Raw genomic sequence first — 24515 nt, forward strand, 5'->3', positions numbered from 1 at the left:
TGGTGACCGGTGTGTTGACTTGGAAGGCGCAGCCTGTCGGGAGGGGGCACCCGGCGCCGACCGGGGTGCCGGGCTGGAAGGCGCAACCCGCCGGGAGCGGGCACCCGGTCCTCATCGGGACGCCGGGTTGGACAGTGCAGCCGGCGGGGAGGGGGCAGCCGGTGGTGACCGGTGTGTTGACTTGGAAGGCGCAGCCTGTCGGGAGGGGGCACCCGGCGCCGACCGGGGTGCCGGGCTGGAAGGCGCAACCCGCCGGGAGCGGGCACCCGGTCCCCATCGGGACGCCGGGTTGGACGGTGCACCCTGCCGGGAGGGGGCAGTTTGCGCCGACCGGGGTGCCGGGCTGGAAGGCGCAACCCGCCGGGAGCGGGCAGTTGGCGGGGACTGGGGCGTTTGCCTGGACGGTGCAGCCTGCCGGGAGGGAGCAACCGCCGGGAACCGGCGTGTTGGGCTGGGCCGTGCAATTTGGTGGTTGTTTGCAGTCGGACGGCGGGGGTGTGGTGCTGCAGCGTGGTGGTTGTTTGCAGTCGGACGGCGGGGGTGTGGTGCTGCAGCGTGGTGGTTGTTTGCAGTCGGACGGCGGGGGTGTGGCGCTGCAGCGTGGTGGTTGTTTGCAGTCGGACGGCGGGGGTGTGGCGCTGCAGTGCGGCGTTTGCGTTTGTGTCGAAGATGACTCCTTGCTATAGGTCTTTCCAGACATGGTGGGAATTGTCCAGCCCAGCGTTCGCACAGCGCTCGGATCAAAGCTGATCATTTTGCCTGGCTGCGTCTTGTCAATTTGGTGGATGGTTATCAGTTTCCAGAGATTCGGGTCCTTATGCACTTTGTTCTCGACGACTTCAAAATGCAGGTGACATCCAGTCGAAGATCCAGTAGTTCCAACCTTCGCAATAATCTCCCCGACACGTACTTTGCGGTCCTTCTCAGTGGCCACTGCCTGCAAGTGGTTATACGTGGTGACCAGGCCGTTGCCGTGGTCAATCTCCAACCTGTTGCCACCTCCCCAAGGGTGCCAGCCCGCGGCGCGGACGACGCCGGCGTCGGCCGCATAGACTCGAGTTCCGCAGGGTGCAGCGAAATCCTGCCCCCAGTGGATCTCACCAGGCTCACCGGTGATCGGGTTAATCCGCGGCCCGAACTTAGACGTCCTGATAAGGATTTCAAGAGGCGCCATAAGGAAGCCTTTGGCAGGCCGTTTGAGCTGCGAAGAGGCGACTCCCGGTGACGAGGTTCCATGAGCGGCGACACCCGAAATCACCGGTTGGTAAGGCACCTTAACTTGGACGGTATTGTTCGGATCCAAGGGGTCTTTGCCCTCGTTGCCGGTAGGAGCCGCCGGCAACGTCACTTCTCCGGCGACCTGTCGGTCTGAAGTGACCGGGCCTTGGAACCCGAATGCGTAGAAGACAAAACTGAACACCAGCGCCGCCGCGAGACATCGCAGCACCAGCCAGCCAACGCTCTTCCCAGTAGCGGAATCTGGTGCCTCTGGTGCTTGTCGTTCACTGCGAGCTGCCACAGAAATGCTCCTGAACTCGACCCGCCGAACTCAGCTCACGGCGAGCATGGACTTCATTGTGACCTCACGTACTGGGCAGGGAAACCCGCGGTCGCTGCTCCTGCATCTGGACTTTGCCCCTTAGAACCTCGGCGCAAAACGAGACATGCGCAGTATCCCTAGGAACGGCGGGAGACTCTCAAACGGATCCTGACAGTTGGACCGGACGCGCTGCCCGATTGGGCACGGAACTTTGCCCGGGGCGAGGACCCTGCATCTTCTCTTTCCTGCCACGCCAATGTCCTGCAGACCAGGGTTAGACCCCGACAACGGACACTGGCCTCGCGACAGCCCAAGAGGAGTCGCCCATCAGAAGACGCTGCAAGAACGCTGGATAACTTAGCGGCTGGCGGGGTTGTTGGCGCGTATGAACGTCGCCACAGGGGCCGCGAGCGAGGCGCCGACCTCTTCGGCGCTGCGCTTGGTGCCGGCCACAGCGAAGGAGTGGTCGCCGCCATCGCACCACTGCAGCGTCGCTGCCGGGCCGATGCGCGAGACCACACCCTCCAGCAACTCCGGCGTGGCGAAGGTGTCGCGGGTTCCTTGGAGGAACAGCATCGGCGTCGTCAGTCCGTACAGGTGCTCGTCGCGGAGCTTTTCCGGCTTGCCCGGCGGATGCAGCGGGTAGCCGAGGTAGACCAGGCCGGCGGCGGGCATGCCCTCGGCCACCGCCATAGACGCCATGCGCCCGCCGAACGACTTGCCGGCGGCCCACAGCGGCTCCGCTCCGGACCGGGCGGCTGACCGGGCCGCCGCTTCGGCCATGACGGCCCGCCAGGCGGCGATCGCGGCCGGCGGCCGGTCCGGGAACTTCCGGCCCGCTTCGCGGTACGGAAAGTTGAAGCGCAAGGTGGCGACGCCGTCGTCGTTCAGCGCGCGGGTCAAGCCGCGCAGGAACGGATGCTCCATGCCGCTGCCCGCTCCGTGGGCAACAACCAGGGTGGCGAACGGTGCGTCCGGCCGGGCATAGGCTCCGGAAATTTGGACGTCACCGACGGCGATCGTGACGGGGGATTCAGCGATGGGCATGAGTCCATAATGCCGGATCGGCGTACACAGCCTGCACACAGACCAGCGAAAGTTGCAGGCTAGCTCCGGGCGGGAGAGTGGAGGCAGAAGCCCGAACCGCCAGGAAGGAAACCATCATGATCACGTACCGACCCATTGCCCCGCTGACTGTTGGAAGCGGAACGCTCCGCTCGGTTCTTGCCGCCATGGCGGCCGCCGCCTTTCTGGGCACCGCTGCCTTCGGCGCCGACGCCACCCCGGCAGGCACCGAGGTGCAGGCATGACAGCCGTGGCCGTGGTTGCGGCCTCCGGCGCCGCCTCCGACCTGGACGGGATCTCCCGCTGGGTTGTCGACGTGACGGAGGCCGTCGGCGCGCCCGGGACCGGATTCGTGGTGGCCCTGGAGAACCTGTTCCCGCCCATCCCGAGCGAAGTCATCCTGCCGCTCGCCGGGTTCACCCTTCTGGAAGCCATCTTCTGGACGACCGCAGGATCGCTGCTGGGCGCGTACGTGCTCTACGTCCTGGGCGGATGGCTCGGCCGGGACCGGACGCGTGCGCTCATCGGCAGGATTCCCTTCGTCGCCGTGGACGACGTCGACAAGGTGGAGGCGTGGTATGCCCGGCACGGTTAAAAGGCGGTCTTCCTCGGCCGGATGGTGCCGCTCTTCCGCAGCCTCGTTTCCATTCCCGCCGGCATCGACGGCATGTCGCTCCTGCCTTTCCTCGCGCTGACCCTGGCCGGGAGCCTGGTGTGGAATTCGGTGCTGGTGCTGGCCGGATACTTCCTGGGCGAGAGCTGGCCGCTGGTTGAGCAGTACGCCGGCGTGTTTCAGGGCGTGGTGATTGCCGCGACGGTGGCCCTCGTTGCCGTGTTTGAGCCCGGCAAAGTGAGGAAGGCGCGCGGCAAGGTCAGCGCCTAGCCGGCGGGCATAACCCGGAGCCAGGCGTAATCCTGCGGGCGCAGGACGATACCCTGGTCGATCCGGACCGTTGTGCCCGAAAAGAGGTCCAGTGCCTCGGCGGCGAATCCGGACAGCGTCTCCGCCGAGACCACCTGCGGATCGTCGCTGAAGTTGGCCAGGGCAAGGATGCGGGTACCCTCACCGGGGCGCTGGTAGCCGAGCACGCCGCGGTTGTTTGTGGCGAACGGAAGGAGGCGCGTTCCGGCCAGCTCCGGAGTGCCCGAGCGCACCGCCCTCATCCGCCGCAGGCCCTCAAAGACTGCCCCTTCAGGAGTGGCCGGGTCCGTCCGCTTCGCGTAGCGCTCGGCAGGGAACTGCGGCCGGTGGACCCAGCGACTGTCGGCCTCGTGGCCGTCCTCCATGGCGTACTGGTAGTCATTGAGCTGCCCCACTTCGTCGCCCAGATACAGCAACGGGATGCCGCCGGTGCTGAAAGCGACCGAGTGAGCCAGCAGGATCCGGCGGATCGCCTCGGGGGAGCCGTCCTCCAGGCCGCAGAGGGAGGCGGTTGTCCCTGAAATGCGGCAGTCTCCGGTGCGGGGGTTGTCCTGGAACGGGACACCCTGGGCGAAGCTTCCCGGGAACCGGTTGACGTAGAAGGAGTTCAGGAACCGCCGGTGGTCGAAGCCGTTGATGCCCAGTTCGGCGGCGTCTTCATCGGCGAACGTCCAGCCGATGTCGTCGTGGCTGCGGACGTAGTTCACCCAGGAGGTGCCGTCCGGAATGTTGTGCCTCCGCTCCAGGGCCTGCGCCAGCAGCGACACGTTCCGGGTGGCCATGGCCTCCCAGATGAGCGCCATCTGGAGCGGGTTGTAGGACAGCTGGCACTCGGCCGGATCAATGTACAGTGCCACTTCGTCCGGGTGCACGATCGCCTCGGACTTGAACAGCAGGGACGGGGCAGCGAGCCGGCAGACGGCGTTAAACGCCTGGAGCAGGGTGTGGGCCTCCGGCAGGTTTTCGCAGGAAGTTCCGAGCCGCTTCCAGATGAACGCCACAGCGTCCATCCGCAGGATGTCTACGCCCAAGTTGGCCAGGAACAGCATCTCCCCGGCCATGGCGCGGAAGACTTCCGGGTTGGAGTAGTTCAGGTCCCACTGGAAGGTGTGGAACGTTGCCCAGACCCACCGCCCGTCCGGCAGCTGAACAAAGGAACCCGGGTGGTCCTCCGGGAAGATCTCGCGCACGTTCTGCTCAAACGCGTCGGGCATGGCGCGGTCGGGGAAGATCCAGTAGTAGTCGCTGTAGCGGGGATCCCCTTCCGCCGCCTTCCGGGCCCACTCGTGCTCGTTGGAGGTGTGATTGAAGATGAAGTCGACCACCAGGCTGATGCCGTTGGCCCGCAGCTCGGCGGCCAGCTCGCGCAGCTGTTCGATGGTGCCGAGCCTGGGGTTGACCTCCCGGTAGCTGGACACGGCATAGCCGCCGTCCGACAGCGGTTCGGGGGCCAGGAACAGCGGCATCAGGTGCAGGTACGTGAGGCCGAGTTCCTTGAAGTAGGGGATCCGCGCCCTTACGCCCTCGAGGTCGGCCGCGTACCGGTCCACGTAGCAGACGCCGCCGAGCATGCGGTTTGACTGGAACCAGTCGCTGGTGCCGTCCCGCTCGGCGTCGAGGACCTTCAGGTCGCCGGGCCGGTCCTGCCATGACCGGGCCGTCTCCACCAGGAGTGACGTCAGTTGCTCCTGCCAGTCCGGCCGCGAGCCGTAGAGCGAGTGGAAGAGCCGGAACAAATCAGGGAAGTGAAGGTCGAAGCGCCGCTCGAAGTCTGCCCAGTCCGGGTCCCTCTGCCGGATGCCTGCCCGCTCGGCAGCGACGCCAAGCAGTTGATGGCCGGGCAATTGGTGGCCGGGCACCCGGTCCCCGGCCGACCGATTATCCGGTGCCTGGTCCAGACTCGCGGATTCAACCATGAAGTGGGTCCCCCTTGACGATTTTCAGCTGCCGGCGGCGTCCGGTCTTTCACATCCTTACAGATGCAGTGGCACGCGCCAAGGTACTGACGCCGCGGGCCGCGCAGGGTAGGTTGTCCCCATGGCCAGCGAACAGACCGTCCTCACCGTCGACGGACCCGACGGTCCCCGGGATATGCGGATCTCGAGTCCCAGCCGCGTCCTCTGGCCGGAGCTGGGCCTGACCAAGCTGGATCTCGCCCGCTACATCGTGGACGTCGGCGAGGCCTTCATCGCCGCCAACGGTGACCGGCCGGTCTCGCTCCAGCGGTTTTCGGACAACGTCGACGGCGAGCAGTTCTTCTCCAAGAATCCGCCCAAGGGGACGCCGGACTTCATCCGGTCCGTCAAGGTGATCTATCCCAGCGCGCGCTCGCATCCCCAGCTGGTCCTGGACGAACCGGCGGCCGCAGTGTGGGCAGTGCAGATGAACACCGTGGTGTTCCACCCGTGGCCCTCGCGCGCCGAAAACTCCGACAACCCGGACCAGCTCCGCATCGACCTGGACCCGCAGCCCGGCACGGACTTCGACGACGCCGTCCCCGCGGCCCTGGAGCTGCGGAAAGTGCTGGCCGAGGCGGGGCTGAACGCTTTCATCAAGACGTCCGGGAACCGCGGGCTGCACGTATACGCCCCGATTGCACCGACGCACGAGTTCCTGGACGTGCGGCACGCCGTGATCGCCGCCGCCCGCGAGCTCGAACGGCGGATGCCGGAGAAGGTCACCACGAACTGGTGGAAGGAAGAGCGCGGCGAGCGGGTTTTCCTCGACTTCAACCAGGCCAACCGCGACCGGACCATTGCCGGCGCCTACAGCCCCCGCGCCCTCGCGCATGCCCCCGTTTCCTGTCCGATCACCTGGGACGAGCTCGGGAGAGTCAATCCGAAGGACTTCACCATCCTCACGGTGCCGGAACGGCTGAAAACAGTGGGGGATCCGTGGGCCGGCATGAATGCGGATCCGGGCACCGTCGCCCAGCTGCTGGAGTGGTGGGAACGCGACCTCAAGGACGGTCTGGGCGAGCTGCCGTTCCCGCCGGACTATCCGAAGATGCCGGGCGAGCCGCCCAGGGTGCAGCCGAGCCGCGCAAGGAAGCCGGAGTAGTTCAGCCGCGCCCAGGCGATCGGCAGAAGGAATTCTGCCCCGAAGTCTGCCCTTTCGGGCCGCGAGCCAGAAGCACCCGCGCTGCACGATGGATTTCTGCTGGGAGCATTCTGCTGCGCCGCACGGTGGCCGCAACGGAGCACACTACTGGACGTGAATCTGAGCGGAGCGGGTATTGATGTTTTCTCGTCGGAAGAGGGTCTGCATCCCGCTACTGTTCCTCCTGCTGTTCGCCCTTGCTGGCTGCGGTCCGCCCGTGCCGGGCTACACCGCGACTGTATTCCCCACTCCCACGCCGACCATTCCCTCGCCTACGCAGTCCACTGATGATCCCAAAACGTCGGCGCCCTCGACTTCGCCCGGGTCTACAACAGCGTCGCCGACAACCTCGGACCCGTCTCCGCCGACGACTTCATCGGAGCCGTCGCCCACAACAACATCGGCGTCGCCCCCGACCACACAACCGCACGTACCTTGTAGCGCCGAGAAGATCACACCGGCCGCCATCACGTCGGCCGTTCCCACGCAGGCCGCTCTCACGCCGGAGACAGCCACAACCCCGTCTCCGGAGACGCCGTCTACAGCCACAACGCCGTCGCCGGATGGTGCTCAGGCATTGCCGGATTTCACGCTGGCTGCAGCGTCCGAGTGTTCGGTGGCTCCCAGAGCCGTAGCCGACGGCCCTGACTGCCTTCTCATCTCGGTGGACTTGCGGAATGAGGGCGCCGACACGCCGGAAGCAGCGTCTGTTCCGTTGTCCGTGCGCAGCGACACGGGGCTGAGCGCGGACGTAAATTTGGCTGCTGTCAGCCAATCCAAGCCCCAAGCGGTGCGAGTCGACGTCACGACGTCCGACTTCGAGCGAGTTCACACATTCACGATCACGGCGGATCCGAAGGGAACCATCCCTGAGGTCAACGAAAGCAATAATTCAGTCGTGCTGAAAGTCGCTCTGCCGGCAAGAGACGCAGTGATCCAAGGTGAACCCTGCGCCGCTGAACCGAGTGCGCCGGTGGGTGGCGCGCCTGAAACATCCGCTGCTGTTGGCTGAGGATACGTTAGCCGCCGATGAGGACGGTGGGACACCCAGGTCCGGGCGCCACGGGTGTCCCATGCAGGCTGAGGTCGCCAAGCCGGGCAGCAGGGAAACCTCCGATGAGCACGGTAAGGCTGCCTGCCGCGATGCCGTTGGGCGCTGGCGAGACGCACACGATCCCGCCGGGAAGGGCATTAGCCACTGCGGCCGGCATGCCTCCGATGAGCACGGTCGGAACGCCTGCCGCCGGAGAGATGGGCCCGCCGACGTGCGGCTTCGGGCCGTCGGACAACGGGCACAACGCCGTGTCGCCGACCCTGAGCGCTGGACCCGTGGGCATCACTTTCCACCGTGCGGGCGGACGTTGAACGCAGCGCTCTGGGCTGGCGGGGCGGGCTTGTCGGGATCGCTCGCGCTGACAGAGGCGAGCAAGAGGTGCCAGCTCACGGTCAGTGCCACGGCCAGGAGCAGGAGGACCAGTACGGCCTTAATCGTCCGTGACGGCAGTACGGGGTCTTGGACGTGGGTACCGTCGAGCGGCAGGGGAATGCCGTCAGTGGGTGTCGCCGTCACGGCAAAGGAGTGCGTGGCAGGCCTGCCGCGCCAGATCTTCTGAGCCGGGCGAACCCTCAAGGCTGCGAACTGGACGGTTCCCCGTTCGATCGTGAGCTCCTGCGGCTGCAGCGAAAACTCCAGCAGCTCTCCGGGATCGGACCCTGCCACGTCCACGGTGATGGGGACGTTGCCATTGTTGTCGACGGCGACATTGTGCTTGGCGCCAAGCTTGCCCCGGGACATTCTGGGCATGAGTTCGCCTGTCGTCTGAAGGAACGGCAGGACGTCGACGGTGCCTTCCGGCACTACGGCATCTTCAGGATGCTCCGTGGGCAGGACGTGGATCCCGAACTTGAATTCACCGGCGGGGACTGAGGCAGACCGCGGGGGCCGGAACTCCACGAGTGCGGTGGTGTCATGACCCGGGTAAAGCGAGACGCGGTCGGGCACGACGTCGGCCCAGGACTCGCTCTGACCCACAACCCGAAGAGAATACTCCTCGACAACTTCACCGTCGTTGCGAATGGTCAGCCGGACGGACCCGGCGGCGCCGGGCTCCAAGGTGAGGCCGGGCGAATCAAGTGTTGCAGTGGTGCTCATGGCCCCTCCTCCGGAAGCCCGGGCACATCCATGATGCCGGTGCGCTCGCAGGTCCTCCGAGGCTATGGCGGCAAGCCGTACGGGAAACACTCCGGCGGGCCGGACTTGCGGGCAGCGCTGTTGCCCGTTGAGCCTGTGTTGACTGCACGAAGAGAAGCGTCGGCTAAATTCAGTGCAGCGGGGTGCCGGATTCAGGTACGGGAAGCTGGTGTGGGCGACCAGGCAGTTCCGCGGCCATCACATGTACGAAGGGGAGGATTCATGGAACCAATCACTGTGAGAGTCCACGCCCGCGATCCGATCTCCGAAGCTGGGGTCGCGAGCGAGCTGCGTGCCCGTCCCGAAGTCCGCGTCGTGCGGGCGCCGAATGCCGAGAAAGCGAGGGTCGTCGTCGTGGTTGCGGACTCAGTGGACGATGACGCGCTGACTCTGCTCCGCATAGTCCAGCGGCATGGAACGTCGAGGGCCGTCCTTGTGGCCGGACGCCTCGACGACGGCGACCTCGTCAAGGCCGTGGAGACGGGTGTGGTCGGCCTGGTGCGTCGCAGCGAAGCGACGCCAGACCGCCTGGTCTCCGTGATCATGGCTGCCGCCGCAGGGGAGGGCAGCGTGCCGCCCGACCTCCTGGGCCGGCTGCTGGATCAGGTCGGAAAATTGCAGCGTCACGTCCTCGGACCGCGCGGGATCATGTTCACCGGCCTCGCCCCGCGGGAGGTTGAAGTCCTGCGCCTGCTGGCGGACGGACTGGACACCTGCGAGATCGCGCAGAAGCTGGCTTACTCGGAACGCACCGTGAAGAACGTTGTGCACGATGTGACCACGCGCCTCCAGCTGCGCAACCGCTCCCACGCCGTTGCCTACGCATTGCGGGAGGGGCTGATATAGGGGAACTGCCCGAACGGGTAGCAGGCGGTTCCCAGACGCGTGCCCGGTCCAGAGTGCCGGTGCATGCCAGTTTCGATCACCGTGTACTAACGGTCCGCCGCATGGCGGGCCGTAAGTTCCACCATTCAGGAGAGACTTCGTGATTGCCCAGGTGGACGACGCACTGCGCACCCTCATCCGGACTGAGGCCCTGGACGGCTCGGAAGTGGACGTGGTCTTCGATGCGCCCACCAAGGACTGGGCCGCCCGGCGCAATGCGCCGACGGTCAACCTGTACCTCTACGACATCCGTGAGGACGTTCGGCGCCGCGAACGGGGCCTGTCGGAACAGCGGGGCGACGACGGCCACGTCCGGACCCGTCGGCCCGCACCCCGCCACTACAAACTGTCCTACCTTGTCACGGCGTGGACCCAACGGCCGGAGGACGAGCACCGGCTCCTGGACCAGTTGCTGCGCTGCTTCCTCAAGCATGATGCCCTGCCGGACGAGCTCGTGGTTGGCCCGCTGGCCGAGACCGGGCTGGTGGTGCCGCTGACCGTGGGGCTTCCCCCGCCGGAGGACCGCGCGTTTGCTGACGTATGGTCTGCCCTTGGCGGGGAGCTGAAGCCGTCGCTCGACATCGTGGTCATCGCGCCGGTCGATACCGGCATTGTTTACCAGGCGGGACCGCCTGCATCCCAAGGCACGCACGTGGACATGACGGATACGAGGAGCGGCGCTGCCGATGCGGGGCGGCACCAGCATTCCGCTCCGCCTGCCACCGTTGGCGGACCGCGCCGCCCGCGCCGGTGACGGACCGATGACCGGGAACCCCAGCCTCGCGCACGTACTCGGGCGGGTTGGCGTGGTTGAGGAACGCATCCGTCTCCTGGTGGCGACGCGGCGGGCCGACGACCCGCAGCCTGATGACCCGTTCCGCGGGCTCTATCTCAGTGACGAGGCGGTGGACCGCCTGCTTGGCGGAGCGTCCCCCTATCTGGAGCCGGACGGTCAGGAGGCAGGCGGCGGTGCCACGCAACGGCAAGTGCAATGCGAGCAGTCGGCCGACGAGGCCGAGAAAGCCGGACACCCGCTGAGGCTCCGGGTACTCGCCGCGACCTTCGGCCTGACACCGCTCGACGTCGATTTGCTGCTCGTGGCGCTCGCAGCCGACCTCGATCCGCGCTTCGAACAGTTCTTCGGATACCTGAACGACGACGTCACGAGGCGCCGGCCGTCGGTCGCCGTCGCGTTGGCGCTCTGCGGCGAACCGCTGACCGCCGCGGACGGCAGAGCCAGGTTGCTCACCGGCCCGCTCATCACGGGCGGCCTGCTGGCCGTCGAGGATCCGGACCGTCCGCTGCCCGGCAGGGCGCTGCGGGCGCCGGACCGTGTCGTCGGGCATCTCCTGGGCGACGACACGCCGGAACCTGGCCTTGCGGCCGTCCTGGCCGGCCGGACGGCCGTCAGCTGGGGTGACGCCGGACCGCTCACAAGGGCACTCAACGCGGGTGTCCGCCTGGCCTATCTGCGCGAGCCCGCAACGGGGTCCGGACGTGTGCTCGCTGCCGGGGCGCTGCGGTCCGCTGGCTTTGCGGCGGTCCTCCTTGATCTGACCCGGCTGGCCGCAGAGCGTGACCCGCTTCCGCTGGCGCAGGCCGCCGTACGGGAAGCGCGGCTCCGGGGCGCGGGGCTGGTGGCCGGCCCCCTCGCCGCGGTGTCTGATCACCCCGCTTTGCTGGAAGCGCTGCATGCCGAACCGCAGCCGGTGCTGCTCGTCGGTGACGCGGCGTGGGATCCGGCGTGGACCACCCGGCCGCCGCTGCTGGTGGAGGTTCCTGTCAGCACGTCGGCCGAGCGCTCGGACCTGTGGCGGGCAGCGCTTGGCCCGCTCAACAGCCTGGACGTCGCGGCGGCCACCTCGGCCTTCCGGCTGCGGCCGGAACAGGTGGCGCGCGCCGCCGGATCGGCGCAGATCCAGGCCACCCTGGCTGCAGACGGCAGGATCACCGCTTCGCATCTCGGGGCCGGAGCGCGGGCAGAGAACGGCTCGGCCCTGGACCGCCTGGCCCGGCGGGTGGAACCGCTGGTCGGCTGGGATGATCTGGTCCTTCCCGATGCCGTTCTGCTGGCCCTGCAGGAGGTTGCGCTGCGGGCGAAGCACCGCGAGAAGGTGCTCGGCGACTGGGCGATGCGGCCGGGAGCCGGCCGCGGGCACGGCGTCGCGGCGCTATTCGCCGGGGATTCGGGAACGGGCAAGACGATGTCGGCGGAGGTGGTGGCACAGGACCTGGGACTGGACCTCTACGTCGTGGACCTGGCCACCGTCGTCGACAAATACGTGGGGGAGACCGAGAAGAACCTGGAGCGGATCTTCACGGCCGCGGCCGGCGTCAACGGGGTGCTGCTCTTCGACGAGGCCGACGCCGTCTTCGGGCGCCGCTCGGAGGTGAAGGACGCCCACGACCGGTACGCCAACATTGAAAGCGCCTACCTGCTGCAGCGGATGGAGACCTTCGACGGCCTTGCGATCCTGGCGACGAATTTGCGCGCGAACATCGACGAGGCTTTCACCCGCCGGCTGGACGTCGTCGTCGATTTCCCGCTGCCGGACGCGTCCCACCGCAGCGTCCTGTGGGACCGGTGCCTCGGGAGGGCGCTGGGGCGGGCGGCTGACCTGGACCTCGCCTTCCTGGGCAAGGCTTTCGAACTGGCGGGCGGCGCCATCCGCTCCGCCGCCGTCACCGCCGCGTATCTGGCAGCGGACGACGGCGGGACGGTCACCATGCGGCACCTCGTCACCGCCGTGCAGCGGGAGTACCGCAAGCTGGGGCGGCTGACGCTGGAAAGCGAGTTCGGCCCGTACTGGGGGATGCTCTCGACAGCAAGAAGGTCCGACGGGTGAGCCCGTAAGCTGGCGAATTCCAATGGCTAGGATTATTTGAATTAGAGGCTTGATTGTCCGTCGGTTCGGATCAGAAGGCAGCAGCTCCTGCAGTCGCCATCGCGCCTGCTGCCGCGAAGGAAGCCGGGTCGTCGACTATCCCGGCGCCTCCCGTTGCTACGTCTTCCACTATGGTTCCGACGACCAACAGCCCAGCCCCAACGATTAGTCCGGCACCGACAACGTAACCCCAATTCCGCTCCCACCAGGATCGCTCCATGCTGCGAGGTGCCTGCAAGGGCAGAGGAAGTGCCGTGGCACGGAGTTCGAAGCCGATCTGACCGCGGAAGCTAATGACACCGGCCGGAGTCAGTCGGGTAAAGGCCACTGCGTGCTGACCGATATAGGCGAAACGATTCGGAGGCGTAAAACGGACTTCATTAGTTTCTAGATCGGTTCCCCAAGTTGTGCCGATGCTGACCTCACCGCCCCCTATGCCATTGATCCGCAATCCACGATTCAGACCGTTCACAACGGTGTCAGCTTGCACTCGGAACCCTGTCTGATCTACAGAAACTCCCGGCAGGCTTCCTTGCGGAGTTGCTTGAACGTTGCCTCGCAGTAGGAGTTCGAGTTGGATTACGGCATTAGGTGTGACCACTGTAGCGCTGGCTATGGATATGTTTGGAAGGCTATAGCGCACCGCCGGGAGCCCTCCCGGCCCGGCGAATGATGCGGGAACGATTCCGCCAGCCAGTGGTGGACCTGAAGAAACTAGGGCCTCGCCTTGTCGCTGGACATGTGCCTCGTCGCGGCGGGATGACCGGTCGCGTGCAGCTGTCAGATGCGAGGTCAATGAATTCGTCAGCGTTCGATTCCCCACGCTGCGTTGAAGGGCCAGCAGCGTTGAGGGTCCGGGTACTTCGGCGAACCAGTCTGCCCCTCGTGGTGCGAATAGCAATGGTTTACCGTGCCCCTGTGACTCCTCCGCGGGGAACTTCTTAGCCGCCTGTTCTGGCCGACAAGGTCGTGCCGTCTCCTGCATGTTCTGCATGTTCTGCATGTTCATAAGTGCGCACCTTCCGCTTCTCCTCCAAGACTTGCACCGAACCGGGGAGATGAAATAGCCCGGGCGGGTGGCGCTTGCGGGCAGCATCTCTTGCCCTTTTCGGCGTCGCACGGGTGCTTGTCGGCGCGCGCTGGGGAGTGCACTGTCGGGGTAGGTCTGACGAAAGGGGCGCATGATGCACAGCCACGACCACGACCAGTCCGACGTCGACAGTTTGCGGGCCAAACCGGTACGGACCGAAGCCGCAGACCCCGCGGTGCTGAACCGGGCGGCGGCAGCTGGCCGGCCCGACGTCGTCGGATCCCGGGGCATGCTGGCGCTCCAGCGCGCCGTCGGCAACAGCGGCGTGCGCGGCCTCGCCGAGGAGGAACGGTCACCCGTGCTCGACGTCGTCTCATCCGGAGGCGGCCAGCCGCTCGAGGAACCGGTGCGGTCTGACATGGAGGGCCGGTTGGGCCACAGCTTCTTGGACGTACGAGTCCACACCGGCGACGCCGCGCATTCATCTGCGGCCTCCGTGAACGCCCACGCGTACACGGTGGGATCCAACATCGTGTTCCAGCGGGACAAGTATGATCCCGGCTCAGATGCCGGCCGCACCATGCTTGCCCATGAACTGACGCACGTGGTCCAGCAGCGGAGCGGTCCGGTGGATGGGACCGCAACGGGCACAGGCGTGCGCGTCAGCGACCCGTCGGACCGTTTCGAACGTGAGGCGGCCGCCACTGCCGAGCGGGCCATGTCCGCCTCTGCCGCGCCGACGGCGCAGCGCTTCGCCGCGGGCGCCGCCGTCGTACAGCGCGAGGAATCAGTCCAGCGCGAGGAAGAGGAAGAAGAGAAGGACACCGCGCAGGGGTCCTTCATGGCGGGTGGCGCCGTCCAGCGTGACGAGGCGGAAGAGGAAGAGCCGGGCTGATCCCGGCCGGAGTGGTCCATGGCGACGACCTTTCAGGGCGGACCCGGCAAGGTTCCGGCGCAGCGCGCCGGGCCGACAGTTGCGCGCCAGGCTATCGGCGCTTCGAGACGTGAGGTCGGCGGTGTGCTCATCGAAGGTAGTCGGCGGGCTGGGGTTTCTCCGCCGGCGGGTGTCGATCCGCGTGCCGTACTTGCCTTGCAGCGCCAGGCGGGCAACGCTGCTGTTGGCGCGCTCGTGGCCGCGAAGCTCAAATCGCCGGGAGAGCAGGCCGTTGCCGAGATCGACGCAGCGCTGAAGGAGATCCGCAGGGACGAACCCGCGATCGCCACGGTCGAGAAGGGGTTGAAGGCGGCCAAAACCGCGGGCGTGCCCGTTAACCTCGAGGGCCCCAAGCCGCCCGACTCGGCCCTCGCGGTCACGAAGACGGGATTCGGACCCGGGCAGGTGGCGTCGAAGAAGCCGGTTCCTCCCCCCAAACCTGTGCCGGCGCTAAGCCCGCTCGGGAAAGCCGCGGCCCCCAAGGCGGGCGGGACGGGCGAGGGTGTCGTGGCAGGAAAGAGTCCTGCATCCGCGGCCGCCGGGGGAGCGGCCGCGCCGGACACGCTGGCACCTCTTGCACTGCCTGCCGACAAGCTTTTACAGCCGCCCACTGCGCCTACCCCGGTGCGGCCCGAGGACGATCCGGCGTTCAGCCAGGTCACCGGCAACATCAAGGGCTTCGCGCAGTCACGGAAGGCGCACCCTCCGGCCATGTCCAAGGCCAAGGAGGCCCAGGCGGCCGCACTTCCCCCGTCGGATGACGTCGCCGGCCAGGCCAAGGCAGCAAAACTCGATACCATGGACGCCCAGCCGGCAGGCTCCTTCGACAAGAAGGCCTTCATCGCTGCCGTCAAGGCGGCCATAGAGGCGAAGTCGCCGAAGACCCTGCAGGAGGCCGACGAGTACAAGAAGTCCGGGAAGGCCGGGGAAGCCAAGGGGCAGGTAAAGGGCCTGGTGACGCAGGGCAAGGAGGGCCAGGCCAAGGACATCGTGGCTGCCACAGGTGCCCCGCCGGACCAGTCCAAGGCTGTACCGAAGCCGGTCACTCCGATGCCCCAGGAGCAGCCGGGACAGGCCGTGACCGTCCCCGCCGCCGGTGCCGTGCCCAAGCCGGCACCGGCCGAGCAGGTCAACCTTGCCGCCGGCACGCACCAGGCCAACCAGGAGATGGCCGACGCCGAGGTCAGCGACCAGCAGCTGGCGCAGTCCAACGAGCCTGAGTTCCAGCAGGGCGTCGCCGACAAACAGGCCGCTGCCGAGCATGCCCAGACGGCTCCCGCTGAGTTCCGCCAGCAGGAGCAGCAGGTCCTTCAGCAGGGAAAGGCCGAGGCCGGAGCGCAGACCGCCGCGGGCGTGACGGGGATGCAGAGTTCCAAGGCGGCGGCGCTGGCAAACCTGGTTGCGGACAAGGGCAAGGCGAAGTCCAAGGACGAGGCGAAGCGCGCCGAGGTCACGGCGAAAGTTCAGGGCATCTTCGCAGCCACCGAGGCCGACGTGAAGAAGATCCTCGACGGGATTGACCCGAAGGTGGACGCTGCCTTCGAGAAGGGCGAGGCCGGTGCAAGGTCGGCGTTCGAGGCCTTTGTCGAGGCGAAGATGTCTACGTACAAGAAGGACCGGTACGGGGGCTGGCTCGGCGGGTACCGCTGGCTCCGGGACAAGATCACCGGCATGCCCGCGAAGGTCAACGAGTTTTACGAGGCGGGCCGCGAGCTGTATCTCACGAAGATGAACGTCGTCATCTCCAACGTGGCGGACATCGTCGGGAACGACCTGACCGCTGCCAAGCAGCGGATCGCCAAGGGCAAGGCCGAGATCGCGGCTTACGCTGCAAGCCTCCCCGCCGATCTGCAGAAGGTCGGAGCCGAGGCCGCCAAGGAGATCGGCGACAAGTTCTCCCAGCTCGAGAGCGACGTGAACGCCAAACAGGAGTCCGTGGTTGACAGCCTGGCCACGAAGTACTCCGAGGCACGCAAGGGGCTAGACGAGCGGATCGAGGCGCTGCAGGCGGAGAACAAGGGGCTGGTGGACAAGGCGATCGGCGCGATCAAGGGGATCATCAACACGATCCGCGAGCTTGCCGCAATGCTCAAGAACGTGCTCTCCCGGGCGGCGGGTGTCGTCGGGGACATCATCAAGAATCCGGTCGCCTTCCTGGGCAACCTGATCGAGGGTGTGAAGGGCGGCATCCTCAAGTTCAAGGACAACATCCTGAGCCACCTCAAGAACGGCCTGATGGGCTGGCTGTTCGGCGCCCTGGCCGAGGGCGGCGTCGAGCTTCCGGACACCTTCGAGGTCAAGGGCATCATCAAGTTGCTCGCGTCCCTGTTCGGGCTGACCTGGGCGAACATCCGGAACAGGATCGTCAAGCAGATTGGCGAGAAGGCGATGGCCGCCGTCGAGAAGGGCGTGGAGATATTCCAGGTCATCGCGAGCCAGGGCATCGCGGGACTGTGGCAGATGCTCCTGGAGAAGCTAGGCAACATCAAGGACATGATCCTTGAGCAGGTCAAGGACTTCGTGATCACCAAGATCATCACGGCCGGCATCACGTGGCTGATCGGCCTGCTCAACCCAGCCGCTGCGTTCATCAAGGCCTGCAAGCTGATCTACGACGTAATGATGTTCTTTGTGAACAACGCCGAGCGGATCATGAAGTTCGTCAACACGATCATCGACGCGGTTGCCGACATCGTCCGCGGCAACGTCAGCAGCGTGGTGAACAAGATCAACGATGTCCTGGGCCAGATGGTGCCGATCCTCATCGGGTTCCTGGCCAGCGTGATCGGCATTGGAGGCATCGGCCAGAAGATCCGCCAGATTGTGGAGACGCTGCAGAAGCCGGTAAACAAAGCCCTCGACTTCGTCATCAAGACCGGCCTCAAGCTTGCCGGGCCGATCATCCGAGGGATCAAGGGCTTCGCGGGGAAGGTGAAGGCGAAGGTCGCTGCGGGCAAGGCATGGGTGAAAGGGAAGGCGGAGGCCGGTAAGCCCTTGGTCTCGGGGCAAACGCAGAATGACATCGGGCCCTCCGTCGAGGCCGGCAAGCGAGTACTCTCCACAAAGGGTGCGACGGTTGCTAGCGTCCGAGAAGCGCTCCCGGCGCTCAAGCAGCGATTCGGCCTACGGAGCGCGGAACTAGTCTCAGCCAGCGGTCGGCATCACATCCACGTCCAGAAGGTAGATGCCAACACTCCCGACGTTTCCCTGGATCTAGGCAATGCGCCGTCTGTGGCGAGCCATGCAAATCCTGAGGAGCAGAAAGCAGCATCACTGGTCGGTAAAATTGCCCCTCACAGCTCCCAGCCGGATCGCGGTCCCTACCTTTGGTCTGAGCACGTGATTCCGGACGGCTATGTCAGCGCTGTGCTCATGTCCCAGGGATTCCCGGAGACATCTGAGACTGAATACAACAGTATGGCCACCATACTTCTCTGGCGGGGCGCCCGAGAGCAAAAGGATTTTAGGCGTCTTCAGCCATATGAAGTTTCTGGTGATCTCAAATTGTCCAAGTCCGTAAAAGGACGGGCTAGATCGGGCGTCGGTGCTGGGAAGGACGCCTACAGCATGATGCGCGCCTACGCGTTGCTGACGCGGGGTGCCATAAAGCGCACCATAGCCGCCGTCGAACGTGATCACGCGAAGAATGGACCCGGGCGCAAAGAACGCGGACTGCCTGAAGCAATGAAACCGGACCCTGCAGCGATCACAAGTGCCGCAAAGCAACAAATGGAAACGGCCGAGGAAATCTTCAAGAAATACGGAGTGAAGAGAAACCTGACCAGGTCATAGGCCTGCCCCTTCGTGCACCCCATCCTTCCCGCGAGTGCATCCGCATAGCCGTACCGCCGCACCCCGTCTCCGCAGGACCCTTGAACCACGTTTTGGGTTCACCGAGGAGACAAAATGCCAAGCTATCTTTCGCCAGGTGTGTACGTGAACGAGGTCGCAGCGGGCACTCGTCCAATCGAGGGCGTAGGCACAGCAGTCGCTGCGTTCGTCGGCCTTGCCTCCAAGGGCCCGGACAATCAGCCGACCCTGGTGTCCAACTGGACCCAGTTCTCCGAAACTTTCGGGGACTTCATCCAGGGCTCGTACCTCGCCCACGCCGTCTACGGTTACTTCCTCAACGGCGGAGGGAACTGCTACGTGGTCCGCATCGGCGCCGACGGGGCCCGCGAGGAGGACAAACCCAAGCAGCAGCCCAAGGCCGTGACGGCGTCGCCCACGGCCGAACTCGGCGGATACCGCCTGACCGCCAAATCCACGGCCGCCAACCCGAAGCCCGTCACCGTTGAAATCGCAGACCCCAGCGGCGAAAACGTACCCGAGGACCAGTTCAAGATCGTCATCACAGCGGAGGGCAAGCCGCCAGAGGTCTGGGACAACGTCACCACCAAGCGCGGCCCCAACAATGCCGCCACGAAGATCAGCGCGGAATCGAAGATCGTCACCATCGAGGAAGTCGCCACCGGCGGGGCGCTCGTGAAGCCGGACAAGGGCACCGTGCAGCTGGTCGCGCCGGAGCCCGAGCCCGAGCCGCCAACCACCGAAGAACTCAACGCCGACGACTACGTCGGCGACGCCGCCGACCGCACCGGATTCAGCGGCCTGGAGGCCGTCGACGAGGTGACGATGGTCGCGGTGCCGGACCTGATGGCCGCCTACGAACAGGGATCCATCGACCAGGAAACGGTCAAGGCCGTCCAGCTCGCCGCCATCGCCCACTGCGAGCTGATGGGGGACCGCATCGCCATCATCGATCCGCCGCCCAACCTCAACGCCCAGCAGATCAAGGACTGGCGGATGGACGGCGGCGGCTTCGACTCCAAGTTTGCGGCACTCTACTGGCCCTGGGTGAAGGTTTTCGACCCCTCCACCGGGACGAACAGGTTCGTTCCGCCCTCTGGTCACATGGCCGGCGTCTGGGCCCGTAACGACGACACCCGTGGCGTCCACAAGGCCCCGGCCAACGAGGTCGTCCGGGGCGTCACCAGCCTGCAGACCCAGATCACCAAGACGGAGCAGGAACTGCTGAACCCCATCGGCGTCAACTGCATCCGAACCTTCCCGGGCCGCGGAATCCGCGTTTGGGGCGCCCGCACCCTGTCCAGCGACGCTGAATGGCGCTACCTGAACGTCCGGCGCCTTTTCAACTACCTGGAGGAGTCCATCCTGCAGGGAACCCAGTGGGCGGTCTTCGAACCGAACGACCCCGCCCTCTGGTCCCGCATCCGGCGCACCATCAGCGCCTTCCTGACCAACGAATGGCGCAAGGGCGCTCTGTTCGGGCTCACCCCCGAGCAGGCCTTCTTCGTCAAGTGCGACTCGGAGACCAATCCGGCCGAGGGCATCGACGCCGGCCAGGTGGTCTGCCAGGTCGGTGTTGCTCCGGTGAAGCCGGCCGAGTTCGTCATTTTCCAGCTGTCCCAGTTCTCCGGCGGCACCAGCCTCGTGAGCGAGTAATCCCAGTTCAAAAGGAGCAAGACCATGGCCCTCGGCGATTTTGACAACTCACCAGCCAACGCCTTCACGGTCACGATCGACGGCATCGAAGTGCCGCGGGTGATCGAAGTGAGCGGCCTCAAGTCGGAGGTGGACAAGATCGAGCTGAAGCAGCAGACCAAAGACGGTAAGTACGTGGTGCGCCAGCTCATCGGCCGCCCCAAGCCGGGAGAGCTCAGCATCACTCGTGGCCTGACCGAAAGCAAGACCGTGACTGATTGGCTCAAGACAGTCATGGAAGGCGACGTCGCAGGTGCCCGCAAGACGGCCGCCGTCGCCCTGCTTGACTACAAGGGCGACACGCTCAAGACCTACAACTTCGTGAACTGCTGGGTGAAAAGCGTTGAACTGAATTCGCTCAAGGCCGGCGCGACAGAACAGGCCACGGAGAAATTCGTGATCTGCTACGACGAGTCCACCATCTCATGATGCAAAGAACCCATGGAGCGGCGGTCCTCCCGGAGGCGGGCGGGGACCCACCGGGAGCCCAGCTGAACGGTGCCAACGGCCAGGACCGCAACGGGGACCGGCAGCCGCTCCGCACCGAGTTCAGCTTCGAGCTTCCCCGCGGCTATGTCGACCAGGACGGCACCGTCCACAAGTCCGGCGTCATGCGGCTGGCCACCGCCCGCGATGAACTGCTGCCGCTTTACGATGCCCGGGTCCAGGAGAATGCGGCCTACACCACCGTCGTCCTCCTGGGCAGGGTCATCACGTCGCTCGGCACGCTGGGTGCAGTGACGTCAGCCGTGGTGGAGAACATGTTCGCCTCCGACGTCGCCTTCCTGCAGGATTTCTATCGCCGGATCAACGCCGAAGGCCACACGCGGATCGCCGTCACCTGCCCCGAGTGCTCCCACCGGTTTACGGCGGATCTCGCTGGCGGCCGCCTGGGGGAATCATGACGTACGCGCCGGACCGGATCTACGAGGAGGTGGCGTACGTGGCTTACCACTTCCACTGGCCCCTTGACGACATCCTGGATCTGGAGCACGGCCAGCGGCTCCGCTACGTCAAAGAAATCGCGGGAATCAACACCCGGCTTTCCCAGGAGCGCTGAACCATGCGCTGGCCTTGGCAACGTGAACGCCCCGAGCCAGGGCCCGACGCCTCAGCGCCCGGTGTGGAGGCACAAACAGGCCGTGATCCGGCATACCGGCCTCCGGTGCCGCCCGCCGGCTGGGCATTCCTGCCGCCGCTCCAACGCACCATCGGCACCATGGACCTGGCGCACGGCCCTGACCGCTTCGCCGCTTCCCTTACGGCGTGGGCCAACCCGTCCTTCACGGGACCCATGAGCCACCTCGTGACGGCCGACGCGCCGCCCGGAGTGATAGACGTCGACGGCGGCGGCACCGGCACCGGGGAGTCGCACCGTTCGGAACCGGCCGACCTGACGCTGCTGATCCCGCCGGCCCGCTCTCGTCCGGCGGGCGGACTTCCGACGGCGGTGCAGCGCACCTCGTCCGCGGCGGACGCTCCCTACGAAGCGTCTTCGGCGACGGCAGCCCCGGACGACGTTGGGGTGCTGCACGTCGAAGCGGTTCCGACGCCGACGGCGATGCAGACGGCGGAGGTGGACTTCCAGCCGAAGCCGGACTTGCAGACCACGTCGAATCAATCACTTTTGACCACTCACGGGCCTCCCAACGGGCCCCAGGAGCCCATGCCGCCCACAGCACCGGTGCAGCGTTCGGGGGTCGACGCTCAATCGTCGTCCCCGCAATCTCAGGCCGCCCAGCCTCAGACCGTCCGGCCTCAGACCGCGGAGTCTGCGCAAATTGCACCTCCGGAGGGGGAGCCGGGTGAAACTGCTTCCGGCGCATCGCAAACCGCTGAATGGCCTACGTCGGGATGGGACACTTTGGCTCCGACGCGGCCCGACTCTGTGGGCAGCGCGTCCGACGGAAATACTACCTACGTGCCTCTGCCTGCCTCTCCTGCCGTCCAGCGAGCCACGGACCGCGGGCCGGACTCACCACCGGCACACAGGGAGACAACGCCGTTTACCTATCCGAGCCGGCTCGGGCTGGGGCGCCCTTTGTCGTTTTCCCAACCCGCACCTTCCGAGCACCCCGTACCCCGGGTATCGGACGTGGCAGAACCTCACTGGCCTGTACAGCGGATGGAAGCACCGCTGCCGCCCGCCGGCACGGTACCCCCGCCGTCCGCGGCCAACCTGGCATCTGCCAGCGGTCCAGGCGCCGTGGCCGGTTCAGGTGCGGACGTCGCCACCCCGCCAGCGTCGGTTCCGACCGTGTCCAGGACGTTCCTGGAAAGCCCCGCTACCGAGACCACGGAAGCCGTCAATGGCTCGCAAAATGGAGCCACGGCCCCGGAAGACCAAGGCACCGCGGAGCAGCAGCCATCGCCGGCAGGGGAGTCATCGGCGCCTTTGCTGTCGGACGCTTTACCTGCGGCTCCAACGCCGCCGTCGGAAGATTCCGGCCGGGAGAGGATCACCCTCCTGAGCTCTACAGAAAGGGGTGCGGACCTTCCCGTCGTATCCCGGCTGAAGGCCGAGAAGAACCCGGAGAACGACGGCGGGCCAACACTCCCGGAGACTGCTGCCTCACTGCTTCAGCCCGACGATCCGCACCACGAGATTTCGGCGGACGATTCCGGGCCGGCCGCCGCGGCCAGAGGACCAGACCTGCCCAGTACATCCGCGGCCGACGAGACATCAGTCCTCAGCCGCGACGAGAGGGCGGACGGGTTCTCCGCGCAAAGCGGGGTGCCCGTCCAAGCCGGCATCGTTCGTGGAGATATCGCCGTCCAAAGGGACACCGGGCACGGCTGGCCGGCCGTTACCCGTGCTTTCCCGATTCCAGAAGGCACAGCCACAGCCGGGAGGGGCCCCGGCGCTAACGGCACACCGCCAGTCGGAACCGGAGCGACGCAGGGATTGGAATCCACGGATCCAACGCAGTCGGAAGCGCTGTCCGGCGCGACGATCCAGCGTGCGGATCAGGCAGTAGGTGACGCGGCGGCTCCTTGGTCTGCTGCACGGGCGGGCACTGCCGACGTGCGCGCGACGCGGCCGGTTACCCCAGGTTCCACGCCCCTAACCTGGCAACGTATGACGGCGATGCCCCCGGCCGTTCAGCAACTGCCGGCTGGGGATACTCGACCGGCTTTCCAAGCTGGCGCCGGCACCGCCGCTTCCATGGCCTTCCGTGGAAACACGACCGGCGGAACCGGCGCGGACAGCGCCACCGACGCCACGGGCGGAGGCGAACCGAGCCGGATGTCCACAGACTTCCCGCCTGATGCCGGTACTGGCTACCAAACCGGGCCGGCCCTCGAAACCGAACCAGACTACGGCGGCGGCCCCGATCTGCGGGAGGTGACCGAACCGCCCGCCCCGAGTGCCGCCGTCGGAAGCGTCATCCAGCGGACCCTCACTCTGGACACGCCGGCAGCGCATGCCCCGGACGGACCTCCTGCACCCGGAATGCCCTTCCCCGGCACCCGAGCACGCAACCGCTCGCCGGACACCGTTGCGCCGGCCCTCCAACGTCTCGCCGCCTTACGGGGATCCGTTCCGGTCCGTGCAGCCCTCCATCCCGTAGCGGCGGATCTCCCCGGAACGCCTGGTCAACCCGCGGTTCATTCGACTGCCCAGAACCCCGTCGTCCTGACTCTTGCCCCGGCCGCGGAGCCGGTGGTGGATGGATTGGCCAACCCAGGTCAGGCTTTCAACGGCGCAGTCCAGAGGGACGGCCTGCCCGGGACGCCGGACGTGGCCGCCCTGCCTGAGGCCGCACCAGCGCCCGCTCCGCCAGAGATTTCTCCCGCCGCCGAGGCCGACAGGCATGAGTCTCCCGCAGGGCCCGCTCCGGCAGCACCCGAACGGTCCGCGGGGGCGTCCGGCGTGCCAGGCACCGCAACCCCCGATCAGCTGGAGGAGCTTGCCAAGCGGCTTGCCGGGCCGCTGATCCGCCGCATCAAGGCCGAGATGCTGCTTGACCGCGAGCGCCGCGGCCTGCGCACCGATTCGAATTGAGGAAACCATGCTGGAGGATGTCGCCACCGCTGTCAGCGTCCAATACATCGTCGCTCTGGACAACGCGGACCTGGGAACGTTTTCCACCTGCGAGGGACTTGGCTGCGAAGTGGTCATTGAATCCCGGGAGGAGGGCGGCAACAACGCCTTCATCTGGCAGCTGCCCACCCGGCTCAAGTATCCGAACATCACGCTGACCAGGCCCTTGGGGAAGGACACGGAGAAGATCGCCAAGTGGTTCGCCGACATGGCCTCCGGCTACACCCGCTGCACCGGCATCATCGAGGCGATGACGGGCAACGGCACCAAAATCGCCGGTTGGGAACTTTACGACGTCGTTCCCGTGCGGTGGAAGGGGCCCTCCTTCAACCCCGACCAGCCGAAGGTCATCATGGAAACCCTTGAGATCGCCCACCATGGTTTTGTCTCGAAACTGCGCTGACGGAAGGAACC

The 24515-nt window shown here is 66.3% G+C and carries 21 protein-coding genes and 1 pseudogene; 16 read left to right on the plus strand and 6 right to left on the minus strand.

What is annotated here, in order from left to right:
* Window positions 1-1897: 1897 nt before the first annotated feature.
* Window positions 1898-2587, minus strand: a complete 690-nt coding sequence (locus tag ABFP37_RS06160; protein WP_347033023.1) for an alpha/beta family hydrolase — start codon at window positions 2585-2587, stop codon at window positions 1898-1900.
* 116 nt (window positions 2588-2703) lie between these two features.
* Here ABFP37_RS06160 and ABFP37_RS06165 point away from each other — a divergent pair, with 116 nt between their 5' ends.
* From ABFP37_RS06165 to ABFP37_RS06175, 3 genes and pseudogenes are all read left to right on the plus strand, one after another.
* On the plus strand, window positions 2704-2850 hold the full coding sequence (locus ABFP37_RS06165; RefSeq protein WP_347033024.1) for a hypothetical protein: 147 nt from the start codon (window positions 2704-2706) through the stop codon (window positions 2848-2850).
* Complete coding sequence (locus ABFP37_RS06170) at window positions 2847-3200, plus strand: hypothetical protein (RefSeq protein WP_347033025.1); 354 nt, start codon at window positions 2847-2849, stop codon at window positions 3198-3200. The genes ABFP37_RS06165 and ABFP37_RS06170 overlap by 4 nt, the downstream gene beginning before the upstream one ends.
* Window positions 3201-3215: 15 nt before the next feature.
* A pseudogene (locus ABFP37_RS06175) lies at window positions 3216-3488 on the plus strand (hypothetical protein); the annotation flags it as partial.
* On the opposite strand, the gene ABFP37_RS06180 reads toward ABFP37_RS06175, so the two are convergent.
* Entirely contained in the window at window positions 3485-5443 is a 1959-nt protein-coding gene (locus ABFP37_RS06180) for an amylosucrase (RefSeq protein ID WP_347033026.1), read from the minus strand. The pseudogene ABFP37_RS06175 and the gene ABFP37_RS06180 overlap by 4 nt on opposite strands.
* Before the next feature lie 121 nt (window positions 5444-5564).
* Here ABFP37_RS06180 and ligD point away from each other — a divergent pair, with 121 nt between their 5' ends.
* On the plus strand, window positions 5565-6587 hold the full coding sequence (gene ligD / locus ABFP37_RS06185; protein WP_347033027.1) for a non-homologous end-joining DNA ligase: 1023 nt from the start codon (window positions 5565-5567) through the stop codon (window positions 6585-6587).
* A 264-nt stretch (window positions 6588-6851) separates the two neighbouring features.
* Here ligD and ABFP37_RS06190 read toward each other — a convergent pair whose 3' ends face one another.
* Window positions 6852-7175 (minus strand): hypothetical protein, encoded by a 324-nt coding sequence (locus ABFP37_RS06190; protein WP_347033028.1) that lies wholly within the window; start codon window positions 7173-7175, stop codon window positions 6852-6854.
* Window positions 7176-7290: 115 nt separating this feature from the next.
* Here ABFP37_RS06190 and ABFP37_RS06195 point away from each other — a divergent pair, with 115 nt between their 5' ends.
* Window positions 7291-7638 carry a CARDB domain-containing protein gene (locus ABFP37_RS06195; RefSeq protein ID WP_347033115.1) on the plus strand — a complete coding sequence of 116 codons (348 nt, stop codon included), beginning with the start codon at window positions 7291-7293 and terminating at the stop codon, window positions 7636-7638.
* Window positions 7639-7645: 7 nt separating this feature from the next.
* Here the strand turns inward: ABFP37_RS06195 and ABFP37_RS06200 are convergent, their stop codons facing one another.
* Together ABFP37_RS06200 and ABFP37_RS06205 are read right to left on the minus strand one after the other, a co-directional pair.
* On the minus strand, window positions 7646-7963 hold the full coding sequence (locus ABFP37_RS06200) for a PAAR domain-containing protein (RefSeq protein ID WP_347033029.1): 318 nt from the start codon (window positions 7961-7963) through the stop codon (window positions 7646-7648).
* Entirely contained in the window at window positions 7963-8778 is an 816-nt protein-coding gene (locus tag ABFP37_RS06205; RefSeq protein WP_347033030.1) for a hypothetical protein, read from the minus strand. Before ABFP37_RS06205 ends, ABFP37_RS06200 begins: the two co-directional genes overlap by 1 nt.
* A 261-nt stretch (window positions 8779-9039) precedes the next feature.
* Between ABFP37_RS06205 and ABFP37_RS06210 the strand changes: the two genes are divergently transcribed.
* The 9 genes from ABFP37_RS06210 (at window position 9040) to ABFP37_RS06250 (ending at window position 21116) form a co-directional block, all read left to right on the plus strand.
* Complete coding sequence (locus ABFP37_RS06210; protein WP_347033031.1) at window positions 9040-9663, plus strand: response regulator transcription factor; 624 nt, start codon at window positions 9040-9042, stop codon at window positions 9661-9663.
* Between the two features lie 139 nt (window positions 9664-9802).
* Entirely contained in the window at window positions 9803-10456 is a 654-nt protein-coding gene (locus tag ABFP37_RS06215; protein ID WP_347033032.1) for a DUF4255 domain-containing protein, read from the plus strand.
* Between the two features lie 7 nt (window positions 10457-10463).
* Window positions 10464-12548, plus strand: a complete 2085-nt coding sequence (locus ABFP37_RS06220) for an ATP-binding protein (protein ID WP_347033033.1) — start codon at window positions 10464-10466, stop codon at window positions 12546-12548.
* 1220 nt (window positions 12549-13768) lie between these two features.
* A complete protein-coding gene (locus ABFP37_RS06225; protein ID WP_347033034.1) occupies window positions 13769-14512 on the plus strand; it encodes a DUF4157 domain-containing protein in 744 nt (247 codons plus the stop codon).
* 18 nt (window positions 14513-14530) lie between these two features.
* Window positions 14531-18343 (plus strand): hypothetical protein, encoded by a 3813-nt coding sequence (locus tag ABFP37_RS06230; RefSeq protein ID WP_347033035.1) that lies wholly within the window; start codon window positions 14531-14533, stop codon window positions 18341-18343.
* A 114-nt stretch (window positions 18344-18457) separates the two neighbouring features.
* Complete coding sequence (locus ABFP37_RS06235) at window positions 18458-20017, plus strand: phage tail sheath subtilisin-like domain-containing protein (RefSeq protein WP_347033036.1); 1560 nt, start codon at window positions 18458-18460, stop codon at window positions 20015-20017.
* 24 nt (window positions 20018-20041) lie between these two features.
* Complete coding sequence (locus ABFP37_RS06240; RefSeq protein ID WP_214967135.1) at window positions 20042-20485, plus strand: phage tail protein; 444 nt, start codon at window positions 20042-20044, stop codon at window positions 20483-20485.
* Window positions 20485-20961 carry a phage tail assembly protein gene (locus ABFP37_RS06245; protein WP_347033037.1) on the plus strand — a complete coding sequence of 159 codons (477 nt, stop codon included), beginning with the start codon at window positions 20485-20487 and terminating at the stop codon, window positions 20959-20961. Before ABFP37_RS06240 ends, ABFP37_RS06245 begins: the two co-directional genes overlap by 1 nt.
* Entirely contained in the window at window positions 20958-21116 is a 159-nt protein-coding gene (locus ABFP37_RS06250; RefSeq protein WP_104139115.1) for a DUF6760 family protein, read from the plus strand. The genes ABFP37_RS06245 and ABFP37_RS06250 overlap by 4 nt, the downstream gene beginning before the upstream one ends.
* Before the next feature lie 422 nt (window positions 21117-21538).
* On the opposite strand, the gene ABFP37_RS06255 is transcribed toward ABFP37_RS06250, so the two are convergent.
* On the minus strand, window positions 21539-21667 hold the full coding sequence (locus tag ABFP37_RS06255; RefSeq protein WP_347033038.1) for a hypothetical protein: 129 nt from the start codon (window positions 21665-21667) through the stop codon (window positions 21539-21541).
* A gap of 1555 nt (window positions 21668-23222) precedes the next feature.
* Between ABFP37_RS06255 and ABFP37_RS06260 the strand changes: the two genes are divergently transcribed.
* Together ABFP37_RS06260 and ABFP37_RS06265 are read left to right on the plus strand one after the other, a co-directional pair.
* Window positions 23223-24062, plus strand: coding sequence for a hypothetical protein (locus ABFP37_RS06260; protein ID WP_347033039.1), 840 nt, complete (start codon window positions 23223-23225; stop codon window positions 24060-24062).
* A 7-nt stretch (window positions 24063-24069) separates the two neighbouring features.
* Window positions 24070-24504, plus strand: a complete 435-nt coding sequence (locus tag ABFP37_RS06265) for a phage tail protein (protein WP_104139117.1) — start codon at window positions 24070-24072, stop codon at window positions 24502-24504.
* Window positions 24505-24515: the final 11 nt, after the last annotated feature.

Origin of the sequence: Burkholderia sp. RS01 (genome assembly GCF_039748055.1) — a bacterium.
In the GTDB taxonomy this organism is placed as follows: domain Bacteria; phylum Actinomycetota; class Actinomycetes; order Actinomycetales; family Micrococcaceae; genus Arthrobacter.